Source organism: Cedecea sp. B1(4), assembly GCF_059414925.1.
This window is the reverse complement of the sequence record NZ_JCAHMZ010000012.1, coordinates 20,014-33,411: the sequence shown is the minus strand read 5'-3', so window position 1 is coordinate 33,411 and position 13,398 is coordinate 20,014. Positions and strand designations below refer to the sequence as shown.

General features: G+C 55.4%; 12 protein-coding genes. 3 read left to right on the top strand and 9 right to left on the bottom strand.

Annotation, left to right across the window (positions count from 1 at the left end; all coding sequences use genetic code 11):
- Positions 1-40: 40 nt before the first annotated feature.
- The 5 genes from ubiA to malK form a co-directional block, all read right to left on the bottom strand.
- The gene (ubiA, locus tag ACR6JA_RS20365) at positions 41-913 is read right to left on the bottom strand and encodes a 4-hydroxybenzoate octaprenyltransferase (RefSeq protein WP_213714916.1); all 873 of its coding nucleotides are present in this window, start codon (positions 911-913) and stop codon (positions 41-43) included.
- On the bottom strand, positions 913-1,422 hold the full coding sequence (gene ubiC, locus ACR6JA_RS20360; protein ID WP_008455844.1) for a chorismate lyase: 510 nt from the start codon (positions 1,420-1,422) through the stop codon (positions 913-915). The genes ubiA and ubiC overlap by 1 nt, the downstream gene beginning before the upstream one ends.
- Positions 1,423-1,612: 190 nt before the next feature.
- Complete coding sequence (gene malM / locus ACR6JA_RS20355; RefSeq protein WP_213714918.1) at positions 1,613-2,563, bottom strand: maltose operon protein MalM; 951 nt, start codon at positions 2,561-2,563, stop codon at positions 1,613-1,615.
- Between the two features lie 99 nt (positions 2,564-2,662).
- Positions 2,663-3,985 carry a maltoporin gene (locus tag ACR6JA_RS20350; RefSeq protein ID WP_008455847.1) on the bottom strand — a complete coding sequence of 441 codons (1,323 nt, stop codon included), beginning with the start codon at positions 3,983-3,985 and terminating at the stop codon, positions 2,663-2,665.
- Positions 3,986-4,027: 42 nt separating this feature from the next.
- Positions 4,028-5,137, bottom strand: coding sequence for a maltose/maltodextrin ABC transporter ATP-binding protein MalK (malK, locus tag ACR6JA_RS20345; RefSeq protein ID WP_008455848.1), 1,110 nt, complete (start codon positions 5,135-5,137; stop codon positions 4,028-4,030).
- A 374-nt stretch (positions 5,138-5,511) separates the two neighbouring features.
- Between malK and malE the strand changes: the two genes are divergently transcribed.
- The 3 genes from malE (at position 5,512) to malG (ending at position 9,308) form a co-directional block, all read left to right on the top strand.
- A complete protein-coding gene (gene malE / locus ACR6JA_RS20340; protein ID WP_008455851.1) occupies positions 5,512-6,702 on the top strand; it encodes a maltose/maltodextrin ABC transporter substrate-binding protein MalE in 1,191 nt (396 codons plus the stop codon).
- 159 nt (positions 6,703-6,861) lie between these two features.
- Positions 6,862-8,406, top strand: a complete 1,545-nt coding sequence (malF, locus tag ACR6JA_RS20335; protein ID WP_494494272.1) for a maltose ABC transporter permease MalF — start codon at positions 6,862-6,864, stop codon at positions 8,404-8,406.
- A gap of 11 nt (positions 8,407-8,417) precedes the next feature.
- Positions 8,418-9,308, top strand: coding sequence for a maltose ABC transporter permease MalG (gene malG / locus ACR6JA_RS20330; protein WP_213714925.1), 891 nt, complete (start codon positions 8,418-8,420; stop codon positions 9,306-9,308).
- A gap of 102 nt (positions 9,309-9,410) precedes the next feature.
- On the opposite strand, the gene psiE is transcribed toward malG, so the two are convergent.
- The 4 genes from psiE to ACR6JA_RS20310 all read right to left on the bottom strand — a co-directional run bounded on the left by psiE (position 9,411) and on the right by ACR6JA_RS20310 (position 13,372).
- Positions 9,411-9,818 (bottom strand): phosphate-starvation-inducible protein PsiE, encoded by a 408-nt coding sequence (psiE, locus tag ACR6JA_RS20325; RefSeq protein ID WP_008455857.1) that lies wholly within the window; start codon positions 9,816-9,818, stop codon positions 9,411-9,413.
- Between the two features lie 85 nt (positions 9,819-9,903).
- Positions 9,904-12,000 (bottom strand): YjbH domain-containing protein, encoded by a 2,097-nt coding sequence (locus ACR6JA_RS20320; RefSeq protein ID WP_213714927.1) that lies wholly within the window; start codon positions 11,998-12,000, stop codon positions 9,904-9,906.
- Complete coding sequence (locus ACR6JA_RS20315) at positions 12,000-12,737, bottom strand: capsule biosynthesis GfcC family protein (protein ID WP_494494273.1); 738 nt, start codon at positions 12,735-12,737, stop codon at positions 12,000-12,002. Before ACR6JA_RS20315 ends, ACR6JA_RS20320 begins: the two co-directional genes overlap by 1 nt.
- Positions 12,734-13,372 (bottom strand): YjbF family lipoprotein, encoded by a 639-nt coding sequence (locus ACR6JA_RS20310; RefSeq protein ID WP_213714931.1) that lies wholly within the window; start codon positions 13,370-13,372, stop codon positions 12,734-12,736. The genes ACR6JA_RS20315 and ACR6JA_RS20310 overlap by 4 nt, the downstream gene beginning before the upstream one ends.
- Positions 13,373-13,398 lie beyond the last annotated feature (26 nt).

Here is a 13,398-nt window from a genome sequence, read left to right as displayed (position 1 = left end):
CGGGTGATTAACCCGCCTTTTTTATTGCCTGAAGACTGACTCAGAAATGCAGGTAGCTCAACGCCAGGCCCAGGAACAGCACCAGCCCGACATAGTTATTGTTCATAAACGCTTTAAAGCAGCCTTCACGCTCGCGTCTGGCGATCAGCTTCTGCTGATGCACAAACAGCCCGCCCGCCAGCAAAATTGACCAGTAGAACGCGCCACCCAGCCCATTGAGCCAGCCCACAACGCCCATCAACAGCATGGTGGCGATTTGCAGCAGGCCGATGATCAGCTTATCGTTGCGGCCAAACAGGATCGCCGTCGACTTAATGCCAATCTTCAGGTCGTCGTCGCGGTCGACCATCGCATACTGCGTGTCGTACGCCACGGTCCAGCAAATGTTAGCGAGGAACATCAGCCAGCAGCTTAATGGCACCGATTCGCTGGCGGCGGCAAATGCCATAGGAATGGACCAGCCAAAAGCCGCACCCAGCACCACCTGAGGCAAATGGGTGTAGCGCTTCATAAACGGATACACCCATGCCAGCGCCAGGCCGGCCACGGACAGCAAGATCGTCATGGTATTGAGCGTCAGCACCAGCAGGAAAGCCAGGCCCACCAGCACCGCGAACAGCATCTTCGCTTCTTTCTCAGAAACTGCGCCACTGGGCAGCGGGCGCTGAGCGGTGCGCTTTACGTGGCCGTCAAATTTACGGTCGGCATAATCGTTCACCACGCAGCCCGCGGCGCGCATCAGCCAGACGCCAGCGATAAAAACAACCAGATTCAGCAGCGAGGGTAAGCCCGGGGTGGCCACCCACAGCGCCCACAGCGTGGGCCATAGCAGCAACAAAGCGCCAATGGGCTTATCGGTACGCATTAACCGGTGATAAGCCAGCAGTTTTCCCTGCTTAAGACTCCACTCCATTATTTTTCCTCTTCGTACAGCGGAGATGCCGGCAGGAACAGTTCGGTCAGCAACAAAGGCTTACCGGAAAGTCTCAGTCGGGAACGGCGTCCCCACAGTTCGGCGCTGCGGCCAATCTCAATATAGTCACGCGTCAGGGTTGATGAACTAAACAGGTAGCGCCCGAGCGGCGTGTCACCAAGCTTTTGCAACGCCAGCTCAGGGCCATCAAGCGTGCTTTCAGGCACCACGGTGCGCCCCAGCAGCCAAGGTTCGTCATCCCCGCAGAGGATAATTTCCCGCAGCCAGTAACGCGCAGAGGCAGGTAATAAATCGGCTTCGGGCAAATCATTGCCAGCAGGGACAAAACCTTCGCGCACGATGCGGACGGTGACTTTTTGGCAGTGCTGTTCGAAGCGTTTAGTCATCGAATCTTCCAGCAACAGCCAGTCGAGATAAGCGGAGCTAAGCCCTTGCGGGACCTCCGTGTAGAAATTCAGGGCGCGCAACGGCGACAGCGCGTCGGACATGGGAATACTCTCCGATACATAACCTGATGGCATTGTAACGCAGAACATCTCTGTGCGGGCAGACAATGGCAACACACGCGGCAAATACCGCAACAATTGAGCAACAGCAACTTAAAGCTTTTAGGCTACGGAAAAAAAAGGTGCGCCTGAGCGCACCAATACTTCAAGCATCAGCAACGTGGGGAAATGGTTACCCCTTGCCTTTTACACTGCTGATAAAAGTTTTACGGGCGGAGGTGGAACCCAGGCGCTCGGCTTCATTCAGCAGTTTCAGGGCCTTATCAATGTCGCCTTTATCCACGGCCTGTTTAATCGCGTGGTTAAAATAGCTTTCCGTATCATTGAGCACTGGCTCGCTCTTCGCGGCTGGCGCCGGAGCAGGGGCTGCCACTGGTGCAGGAGCAACGGCCGGGGCGGAGTAAGCCGTCGGCGGCGCGACGTTACCGACTACAACAGGTTTGGTATCGGATCCACCAAAGATCTTACCGATCATGATGTTGCCGCTGTTTTGTTCGGTTTTCAGCTTCACCGTCAGGTTACCTTGCCCACTGTGGCGGGCGATCGGGTCAGCCACATCAGGAATGGCGTTACTTGCCCCTTCGGCATAGAGTTTCGCCGGGTTGATCATCCGGGTCGTTTCCGTCAGATCGCGTTTCGTGGTGTAGACGAGCATGTAGATCTGTTTTTGCCCCATCATCGGAGTCAGCTTCATGACGTTTTCCAGACGGTTGCCGGAGGTCATGCCCGGTTTCTGGTACTGGAAGTAACTGCTCGGGAAGAAAGCAGAAGGCTGCATCTGCCCGTCGAGAATAAGTACGTTTGGCGCATAAACGCTCAAGTCTTTTACAAGGCTGGTCAGCGTGATTTCCAGTGAGCCCTGATCCGCAGGCAGCACAAACGCCGCCACGCTCCCGGTGAGTTCCCCGACGTTAAGGCTGGCCGAAGAAGCCGTCAACACCACGTCCTGGCTAACGGGCGGCATCAGCGGGATCCACGGCAGGCTCTGTAATTTTTCCGCAGGAATAGACGGGGCGGTTGAGATGTTTTGCGGGTTAATCGCCGAATTAGCAGCAAAAGAGGCCGGCAGGGACGATAAGCCCAGAACGGGAAGCAGGCAAAGCGCGAGAAGATGTTTTTTCATTGTTTTATCCTCGAAGCGAACCCGTCTCCTTCAGGCAAAAAAGAGACGGGTCAGGCATGTGAAACTGGCGGGCGCTAAGCACCCGCGCAGCGGGTTAACTTACCACCAGACTTCCATCTGAGCACCGAAGGTGACTTCGCTGTCGTTGCCGCGGCTAAAAGTACGGGCGCTGGTATCGCTGAAAGCAATGCCGGATGGCGTGCCAGCTACGTAGTTAGCGTCGTTGGAATCACTGGAGGAATAGCCCCATTTCTCATCCCACTTGGCGTAGGTTGCAAAGACGCGGATAGCTGGACGAGACCAGATGCTGTTCCCCGCCTGCCACTGCTGTGCCAGGGTAATTTTGTACTGGTTGTTGGATTTGTCTGTCAGCTGAGACTTCACGTTGTCGTAACCCACTTCCAGCAGGGTGCTCATGATTGGCGTCCATTTGTACATAGGACGAACGCCCACGGTCCACCATTGGGTACCGTTCTTATCATCACGGTTGATATCCTGGTACATACCCACGTACATCAGGCCCCAGGTATCGTTGAAGTCGATCGCCCCGTGGTCGATCACGCGCAGCATTTTACCGTCGTTGTTTTGGAAGGTATTCGGGCGCCCGGTACCGTTGGTTTGCGCCATCGCGTTAGTGCCGTACTGCACCACAAATTTGTTCAGGCTGGTGCCGAGGAAGGTCTGGGTATGTTCTACGGTACCCAACCAACCATTTTTGGTCGGATCCACGACGCCGAAATCGTAGTGCTTGCTGGTATTGGCGCGACCGTAATCAAAGCCCACTTCCAGAGAACCGCCTGGGTTCACTTCCATCTGACCTAAACGGATATCGAAGATATCGTTCGCCAGATCTTGTTTTTTGGTCGTGCCGTTGATGAAGGCTTCTGAACCGCCTGCTTCACCGTTACGGGTTGCGGCCAGGGAGAGTTTACCGAAGCCCAGGTTAATATCTTCCAGGCCAGCACCCGGGCCAGAAACGTCCCAGTAGTAGAAGTCGATCATGTGCACGTCATGGCGCTTGTAGTAACGCTTACCTGCCCAAATGTTCGCGCCTGGCAGCGCGTCAATCAGGTTTTTACCCACCACGTTCATCTGGCGCACGCGCGGGCCACCGTTAGTGTCCTCGTCATCGTTCAGCTGGTTGGTGGCGTAACCAATCATGGTGTCAACGTAGAAGCTTTTCTCGCCTTCTTGCCAAACTTGCTGACCTAATTCAATTTCAGCATAAGTTTCACATTCGTTACCCAGACGGTATTTAGAGCCAGCACCTGTCGCTTTAAAACACTGCTGCTGACCGCCGCTGCCTGTCCAGCCAATACCAGAACGTGCATAGCCCTTGAAATCAACGGCGCCGGCCTGTGCAGACACGATGCCTGCAATCACGGCTACCGCCAGTGGGAGTTTGCGCAGAGTAATCATCATTCTATCTCCTGAGATCATTGCTTTTCTTTTTTATGGGAATGCTTAAACGCCGGGCTCTTGATGCAACCGACGACATGCGGTGCCATCTTCTCGGAACAGATGACAGCGCTCTGGCGGCAGGCCAATAGCGAATGTGGCACCCTCTTTTACCAACACCACGTCGTTCTGGCGGTAAACCAGGTTCTGACGAATGGCGGGGATTTGGATGTGAATCTGAGTCTCATGTCCCAACTGCTCAACGACCTGCACTTCCCCTTCAAGGGTGACGTCAGCAATGTCGCTCGGCAGCAGGTGTTCCGGGCGAATGCCAAGTGACATATTGGCCCCCACCTGAACATTGCGGCTTTCCACCGGCAGCCAGACATGCTGACGGTTAGGCAATTCCACCTGCACCTGGTCAATGGCCGTCGCGGTCACTTTTACCGGCAGGAAGTTCATTTTTGGCGACCCGATAAAGCCCGCCACGAAGCGGTCTGCCGGGTAGTGATACAGTTCTAGCGGTTTCCCGACCTGCGCAATCCGGCCGGCATCCAGCACGACGATTTTGTCGGCCAGGGTCATCGCCTCAATCTGGTCGTGGGTCACGTAAATCATCGTGCGGCCCAGGCGCTTGTGCAGGCGGGAGATCTCAATGCGCATCTGCACGCGCAGCGCGGCATCCAGGTTGGAAAGCGGCTCATCCAGCAGGAACACTCGCGGCTCCGCCACCAGGGTTCGGCCAATCGCGACGCGCTGACGTTGCCCACCGGACAGCGCCTTCGGGCGGCGCTCCAACAAATGTGCGAGCTGCAAGGTTTCGGAAACCTGATTCACGCGCTGGTTGATCTCGTCTTTTTTTGCCCCGGCCAGCTTCAGGCCAAAGGACATGTTTTCGGCGACGGAGAGATGGGGATAGAGGGCGTATGACTGAAAGACCATGCCCACGCCACGCTCGGCGGGAGGGGTGTCATTCATCCGTTTTTCACCAATCAGCAGCTCGCCGCTGGTGATGGTTTCAAGGCCTGCGATCATTCGCAGCAGCGTTGATTTACCGCAGCCAGATGGCCCGACAAAAACCACAAACTCTCCCTCATTGATGTCGAGATTGATGTCTTTCGACACCACCACGTCACCCCAGGCTTTTGTTACGTTCCGTAGCTGCACGCTAGCCATTACCACTCCCTCATTACTGCCGCCTGCCGTCGGACAGGTGATTCAAGATGTGTCCGACTATGAGGGATAGCTACATTTGGTAAATCCTCCGCCCTATGGCTTTTTTATGGGGGAGGAGGCGGGAGGATGAGAGCGTGGTATCTGCAACCGGTTGCAGGCGGCACAAGGGATTTTCGTGATCGCGGCTTCAGTTTTCGCTGCGTTTTTATGTGCGCCAGGACACATAACGCTGAGTTATGCAAAGCAGATCACAGATAACTGCCCAGGGGCGTAGAGCAAAGGAGGATGAGAAGCGCTTGCCATCTCCGCAGACTTAGCAGCGTGAATCTGCACTACCCTATGAAGCGCACACCACCACTCAAAAGGATGGGAACATGAAAATGAAAACCGGCGCCCGCGTTCTCGCTTTGTCAGCCCTGGCAACGATGATGCTTTCCGCCTCTGCACTGGCAAAAATCGAAGAAGGCAAACTGGTCATCTGGATTAACGGTGATAAGGGCTACAACGGCCTGGCCGAAGTCGGTAAGAAGTTTGAGAAAGATACCGGTATTAAAGTCACCATTGAACATCCTGATAAGCTTGAAGAAAAATTTCCACAGGTGGCGGCAACCGGCGATGGCCCGGACATTATCTTCTGGGCTCACGACCGCTTCGGTGGCTATGCGCAGTCCGGCCTTTTGGCCGAAATCACCCCAGATAAAGCCTTCCAGGACAAACTCTATCCGTTTACCTGGGACGCCGTACGTTACAACGGCAAATTCATTGCTTACCCGATTGCGGTAGAGGCGCTGTCGCTGATTTATAACAAAGACCTGGTCCCAAACCCGCCGAAAACCTGGGAGGAGATCCCCGCCCTGGATAAAGAGCTGAAGGCCAAAGGTAAGAGCGCGCTGATGTTCAACCTGCAGGAACCGTACTTCACCTGGCCGCTAATTGCGGCAGACGGCGGGTATGCCTTCAAGTTCGAAAACGGCAAATATGATGTAAAAGATGTGGGCGTAGACAGCGCGGGGGCGAAAGCCGGCCTGAGCTTCCTGGTCGATATGATCAAGAACAAGCAGATGAACGCCGACACCGACTACTCCATTGCCGAAGCCGCGTTTAACAAAGGCGACACGGCGATGACGATCAACGGCCCGTGGGCCTGGTCCAATATCGATAAGAGCAAAATCAATTACGGCGTGACGCTGCTGCCGACCTTTAAAGGAAAGCCGTCTAAACCGTTTGTCGGCGTCCTGAGCGCCGGTATCAACGCCGCCAGCCCGAATAAAGAACTGGCGAAAGAATTCCTTGAGAACTACCTGTTGACCGACCAGGGTCTGGCGGATGTGAACAAGGACAAACCGCTCGGTGCCGTGGCGCTGAAATCGTTCCAGGAGCAGTTGGCGAAAGATCCACGTATTGCCGCCACCATGAATAACGCCCAGAAGGGCGAGATTATGCCTAATATTCCTCAGATGTCTGCCTTCTGGTATGCCGTACGCACCGCGGTTATCAACGCCGTTAGCGGCCGCCAGACCGTTGATGCTGCGCTGAAGGATGCTCAGGGACGTATCACTAAGTAAATCTTGCCCCTCACCCCGGCCCTCTCCCCATAGGGGAGAGGGCATTAGGATTGAGCCCGCTCCCCCGCTGGAGTGAGAAAACAGGCCCTTTCTGTCCCCTCTCCCCCTTGGGGAGAGGGTTAGGGTGAAGGGAAATAACACGCTGTAGAGGAACACCCCATGGATGCAGTTAAAAAGAGCCGCTGGTGGCAAAACGAGGGACTGAAATGGTCAGTCATCGGGGCATTGGGCCTGCTGGTTGGCTATCTAGTGGTTTTAATGTACGCCCAGGGGGAGTACCTGTTCGCCATCATGACGCTGATTTTAAGCTCACTTGGCCTCTATATTTTTGCTAACCGTAAGGCATACGCCTGGCGCTACGTTTATCCCGGCATGGCCGGCATGGGGCTGTTCGTCCTCTTCCCGCTGATCTGCACTATCGCAATCGCTTTTACCAACTACAGCAGCACCAACCAGCTGACGTTTGAACGCGCGCAGCAAGTGCTGATGGACCGCCAGTACCAGGCTGGCAAAACGTTCAACTTTGGCCTTTACCCAGACGGCAATGCATGGACGTTAGCGCTCACCGACGGGGAAAGCGGGAAAAACTATGTCTCGGACAAGTTTACCTTTGGTGGCGAACAAAAAATCCAGCTGAAAGAAGCCGATGCGTTGCCAACCGGCGAGCGCGGCAACCTGCGCGTGATCACCCAAAACCGCCAGGCGCTGAGCCAGATAACCGCTGTGTTACCGGATGAAAGTAAGGTGGTGATGAGCTCGCTTCGCCAGTTTTCCGGCACACGCCCGCTCTACACTTTGGCGGAAAACGGCGAGCTGACCAATAACCAGACCAGCGTAAAATACGCCCCGAACGACCATATTGGTTTTTACGAGTCGGTAAACGCCGACGGCAGCTGGGCCGGAGAACAGCTAAGCCCGGGCTATACGGTCACTATCGGCTGGAAAAACTTCCTGCGCGTTTTTCACGATGACGGGATCCAAAAACCGTTCCTGGCTATCTTCGTCTGGACGGTGATTTTCTCCGTGCTGACGGTGATTCTTACCGTCGCGGTGGGGATGGTGCTGGCCTGCGTAGTGCAGTGGGAAGCGCTCAAAGGCAAGGCGGCTTATCGCCTGTTGTTAATTCTGCCCTACGCCGTGCCTTCGTTTATTTCTATTTTGATTTTCAAAGGCTTATTCAACCAAAGCTTTGGCGAAATCAATATGATGCTGAGAGCACTGTTCGGCATTAAGCCCGCCTGGTTCAGCGACCCAACCACCGCTCGCTCAATGATCATCATCGTCAATACCTGGCTGGGTTATCCCTACATGATGATTCTGTGCATGGGGTTGCTGAAAGCTATTCCTGACGATCTTTATGAGGCGTCGGCGATGGACGGCGCGGGCCCGTTCCAGAACTTCTTTAAAATCACGCTCCCGCTGCTGATTAAGCCGCTCACGCCGCTGATGATTGCCAGCTTCGCCTTTAACTTTAACAACTTCGTTCTGATTCAGCTGCTGACCAACGGCGGCCCGGACAGACTCGGGACGACCACGCCAGCCGGTTATACCGACCTGCTGGTGAGCTACACCTACCGCATCGCCTTTGAAGGCGGCGGCGGTCAGGACTTTGGCCTGGCGGCAGCTATCGCAACGCTTATCTTCCTGCTGGTGGGCGCCCTTGCGATCGTGAACCTGAAAGCCACCCGCATGAAGTTTGATTAAGGAGACCGACGATGGCCATGGTGCAACCCAAATCTCAAAAGCTGCGTCTGTTTCTCACGCACTTTCTGCTGCTGCTGTTTATCGCGGCAATTATGTTCCCGCTGCTGATGGTCATCGCCATCTCGCTGCGTCCGGGTAACTTTGCCACCGGGAGCCTGATCCCGGACCAGGTTTCATGGGAACACTGGCAGCTGGCACTTGGCTTTAGCGTTGAGCACGCGGACGGTCGCGTCACGCCGCCACCGTTCCCGGTGCTGCTCTGGCTGTGGAACTCGATAAAAATTGCCGGGATCACGGCGATAGGTATCGTTACCCTTTCTACAACCTGCGCCTACGCTTTTGCCCGTATGCGTTTCCCCGGCAAAGCCACGCTGCTGAAAGGGATGCTGATTTTCCAGATGTTCCCGGCGGTACTGTCTCTGGTGGCGCTGTATGCCCTGTTTGATCGTCTGGGCCAGTACATTCCGTTTATTGGTCTGAACACGCACGGTGGGGTGATTTTTGCGTATTTAGGCGGGATAGCGCTTCACGTCTGGACGATTAAGGGCTATTTCGAAACGATTGATGGCTCGCTGGAAGAGGCTGCCGCGCTGGATGGCGCGACGCCGTGGCAGGCATTCCGTCTGGTGCTGCTGCCGCTGTCCGTACCGATACTGGCCGTGGTCTTTATTCTGTCGTTTATTGCCGCGATTACCGAGGTGCCGGTAGCTTCGCTGCTGCTGCGCGACGTGGACAGCTACACGCTGGCCGTGGGGATGCAGCAATACCTTAACCCGCAGAACTACCTGTGGGGCGATTTTGCCGCCGCGGCGGTGCTCTCCGCGATACCGATTACCGTTGTGTTCCTGCTAGCCCAGCGCTGGCTGGTGAGCGGCCTGACCGCTGGCGGGGTGAAAGGTTAACGTTTATCCCTGAAAGTCATTTGCTTCATCTTTATGCCATACCACTGCAACCCTCACTTTGACCTTAGCACTTTATTCAGGCGGCCCCAGGGCCGCCCTTTTTTATTCCCGCTTCAGGCGCTGGCTGTTACACAACCAAAGCGTAATCACCAGCACCAGAATCGCGGCCGAGTAGATCAGCACGTCCAGCGGCGAACTGTGGTCAATGATAATCAGGCGAACAACTGCGGTAATGCCGATGTAGATAAAGTAGCGCAGCGGGAAGTGATAGCCCGACTGAAAATACTTCACAATCAGCGCGATAAACTCGAAATAGAGGAAGTAAACCACCAGCCCCTCGATAAACAGATACGAGCTGGCGTCATCTCCCGGCGCAAACAATACGGTGGCCAGGTGAATGGTCTCTTTGCCGAGGAAGATAATCAAAATCAGCCCAAGGGCTAACAGCCCCAGATTAAGCACCGTCTGCATGACGGTAGAAATCCAGGAAAAACGCGGTGTCGCAGGCATAACGGCCTCTCATTTTTATTGTGGTCTTGAGAGGCTGTTATACGTCTAATGTGTGATCTTGATCTAGTTTATTTACTTACCTTCATTAGCGGAAATTTTCGCTGCGGTCGCTGGTCACGCCGTACAGGTCAAACTTACGGCCCAGCATCTGCCCGCCGTCACGCGTCAGCGGTGTCCAGGTTACTTGTGCCCGGCTGCGGGTCGGGTAAGCCGAGAAGATATCCAGCGGCACATTGATGTAGAAACCTTTGGTGAAATCCCCCTCGCCATACTCTTTCTTCGACACGTTGGTGATGGTGGCGTAGGTGCCCACCACGATCCCGCTGTCAAAGTGTTTGGAAATCTCCAGCGTGCCGCCTTTATCCTGCGCCAGATACTGGCCGATACTGAGCTTAACCAGTACATCCTGAGCAAACGGCGGCGTCCAGTAGCCGGTGATATGCCCTGTTTTGGCGCTGTAGTCGGTAAATTTCATCATGTCCTGCGAACTGCGCCAGTCACGCTGTTTGACGTAGTTGCCGTTGACGCCGATCGCCCAGTTGCTGTCCACCGGACGGTAAAGCAGCTCAGCCCCCGCGCCGCCGTACATGGTTTCCAGATAGCCCGCATAAACCTGGCCGTAAATTCCATGCCCAAAGTACTGGAAGTAGTTGGCCTGCAGGTTGTTGATGTACACATCGTTTTCTACATATTCGCGAACGTGGGTACGCACGCGCGGCAGCGTAGAATCCATTGGCGGATTGGTGTAGTTAAATTTGTCGTAGTTATTGGCGACGTTGGCAAACAGGCTGCCGCTGGTTAACAGGTGATCCGTCAGCCAGTAATCGACGTTCCCCATCACCCCGACCTGGTACATATAGAAGCTTTCCGGGCCACCAATGGACTGGTTGAGAATCGGATCAATTGAATAATTAAAGCGCGACTTCTCGATGTAATATCCCTGCTCGGTGCCTTCTGGCACCACAGGCTCAACGCGTTTTTGTACCAGCTTAGTTTCCTGCCCCAGCGGTTCACCTTCGAGGTGACGGCGCAGGCTGGCAACGTCCGTTTCAGTGGTAACCTGCGGCATATTAATCCGGCTTTCGGTAATGCGGATGGTGCGAATATTATCCGGCAGGTCATTCATCACGATGCGGTTGGCGCGTTCGATGCCTTCGCGGGAATTGCGGTATTTCACCTGCTCGCCCGTGACGTAGAGCGTGTCCCCTTTGACCTGAATGTTCGGGTTGATCAGCCCGGCGTTGTATTTCAGGTCGGTCAACTGATTGGCCACCACGTTATGCTGCAGAATTTCGTCCTGCGGGTGCGGCTGGTACTCAGGACGACGGGAATCGTTGTACCCCGGCTTGAGGTCATTGAAGTTGGTGCGGAGCGTCACGCCAAACATAAAGGTGTTGCCGCGCTCGTAGCTCATGTTCACGTCGGCCCAGTCGGTTACCCGGTAGATAGCGCCGACGTTAACGCTGCTGCGCTGGTCTATTTTACCTGCAAACTCGTGGCTGTAGTTGTTACCTTCATACTCAACTTTCAGCCTGAGCGGCTGCCAGGGGGTCTGGTACTCGACGCCGCCAAACAGCGATGTCGGGCCGTGAAACATGCCGCTAAAGTTGAAGGAACCCGCCATTTGGTAGCTGTTATCCCGATGGCAGTACTTGTCGCTGTATTCACAGAGCGGGTTTTTGATGTTGCCGCTGGTGCCTAAATACCCCCAGCCCATGCCAAGGCTGAAGTCGAACGGCCCCCAGGCTTTGCTCGCCACCACATATTCACCGTCAAACAGCCCAGTGCCGCCCAGGTCACGAATACCGGCAGAGACCTGGGGCAGCCAGTAGCCCTCTTCCCAAAGGCGGAATTTCACATCAAACGCTTTGTCTTTATAGGTCTGGTCACCCGAGAAAGCCTTCACGCTACTGTAGTGACGTGTGCGCACGTCGGTATAGCGCAGCGTGGCCTCCATCCAGGGGAAAAGCTGCATGGAGGCGGAGTAGAAGCGGTACTGATCGTTGTCGCGGTAGTTGAGATTAAATTCGCCCTCAGGCGCCATGCGCGCCGTCGGCGTTTGCAGCAGACCCGCGCCGCCAAAGTCTGCCTGCGAAGGGCCAACGGGAGCCGGATACGTTTCGGCGCGGCAGGCGGAAGTCACCGCCAGCGCAATCAGGCTATACAGGTAACGTTTTTTCATTAATCCGGTATCCGATGGGTCAGGGTATTAAGAATCTGCTGGTTCAGTTCATCAAAGGTGGAACTGAAAAGGCGGTCAGAGAATCCCACAAAGATGAGGCTGCCTGGCGACGGTTCTCTATGGCGTTTATTCCAGTAAGCCACTGGCGCTTTTTCGATTCTGCCGTCCGGGTAAATTACCCAGGCATAACTTCTTTCGGCCCCGCTCAGCAGGCTGACGTCGTCCAGATAGTCATCCACGCTGCGTCCGGGGGTAAAAGGTTTCACGCCGGGCGAACTGACTAATCCCACCAGGGTGATGGTTGCGGGCTGCGGCCCGGTCCAAAGGCTGTATTCCCCCTGAAGCGGCACGTTTGACTGCGGGTGAAGGCGAACCCAGTCGGGGTCCAGATCGACAAACTGCCGCTCGGTAACCTGCATAGCGCTGAGCTGCTGGCGCAGTCCGTTGATTGCCGCGCCGTCGTCTCCGCCTTCGTCCGCCGCCACTTCAGCCAGGCGCGCCAGCAGCTGCCGGTGTTTTTGCTCTTCTGCGGCGCTTGCCTGCCGGGTGCTAATCACCGCCGCAGGCCACCAGGTGCGGCTTAATGCAGGGTTAGTCACTAAGTCCGCCAGCCGTGCAGCATCTTTAATCACCCGCGGCTGCGTTTGTGGTTGGGTATAAACCGTCACGGTGCTTTCTGCGTGGGTAAAGGCGCTGGCAAAAAGCAGTGTCATCAATGTAAAGGGGAGTTTTTTCATTGTTTTGCCGCCTTCACGAGAAGCGTGGTAATGGGCCAGTAACCAGGGCCAAGGTACTGTTTTGATTTGCGGATTTGGCCTTCATCGTCCACCCAATAGCGGTTCGTCCAGCTTTTCCCAAGTGCGGTCACCTCTTCTTCCAGCACGCGCACTTTGGTCAGGCTACTGCCAAGCTTCACCGTGTCGGTGCCGTCAAATTCAAAGGTGGACGTTGCGGTGGCGTAGCGAACCTGCTGGCGTTCAGTCCAGGCCATCTGCCGGGTCCAGCTCGCGCCATCCTTAATCTGTTTCACGTTCGCCATCGGGTCACGGGCCAGGTTGGTCACTTCCGTCAGGTTGTCGCCCAGCCCGGAGGTTTTCACAATGCGGCCGTTCTGCGTGACGATGACCGATCTGTCCTGCGTCACCCACTTCTGCTGGCCGTCTTCGTTATAGGCGAGCACCACAAACAGCTGCGGGCCGTTGTTGATGCTCATGTACTGGCTCGCGTAGCGCATCTCGGCAATTTCATCGTCGGTAAGTTGCACGCCCCCACCTCCGGCAATACTGTTCCAAAGCGAGGTGCCAAGCCCTCTGGTGGTCGCTGAGCACGCCTGGAGTAACAGACAGACAAAGAGTATTGCGAGTCGCTGCACGGTGATTCCCCGATTTAAAATAACCA

Bases quoted from the DNA above. Each gene is read 5' to 3' on its own strand.
- ubiA (WP_213714916.1), bottom strand. From the start codon at position 913: ATGGAGTGGAGTCTTAAGCAGGGAAAACTGCTGGCTTATCACCGGTTA.
- ubiC (WP_008455844.1), bottom strand. From the start codon at position 1,422: ATGTCCGACGCGCTGTCGCCGTTGCGCGCCCTGAATTTCTACACGGAG.
- malM (WP_213714918.1), bottom strand. From the start codon at position 2,563: ATGAAAAAACATCTTCTCGCGCTTTGCCTGCTTCCCGTTCTGGGCTTA.
- ACR6JA_RS20350 (WP_008455847.1), bottom strand. From the start codon at position 3,985: ATGATGATTACTCTGCGCAAACTCCCACTGGCGGTAGCCGTGATTGCA.
- malK (WP_008455848.1), bottom strand. From the start codon at position 5,137: ATGGCTAGCGTGCAGCTACGGAACGTAACAAAAGCCTGGGGTGACGTG.
- malE (WP_008455851.1), top strand. From the start codon at position 5,512: ATGAAAATGAAAACCGGCGCCCGCGTTCTCGCTTTGTCAGCCCTGGCA.
- malF (WP_494494272.1), top strand. From the start codon at position 6,862: ATGGATGCAGTTAAAAAGAGCCGCTGGTGGCAAAACGAGGGACTGAAA.
- malG (WP_213714925.1), top strand. From the start codon at position 8,418: ATGGCCATGGTGCAACCCAAATCTCAAAAGCTGCGTCTGTTTCTCACG.
- psiE (WP_008455857.1), bottom strand. From the start codon at position 9,818: ATGCCTGCGACACCGCGTTTTTCCTGGATTTCTACCGTCATGCAGACG.
- ACR6JA_RS20320 (WP_213714927.1), bottom strand. From the start codon at position 12,000: ATGAAAAAACGTTACCTGTATAGCCTGATTGCGCTGGCGGTGACTTCC.
- ACR6JA_RS20315 (WP_494494273.1), bottom strand. From the start codon at position 12,737: ATGAAAAAACTCCCCTTTACATTGATGACACTGCTTTTTGCCAGCGCC.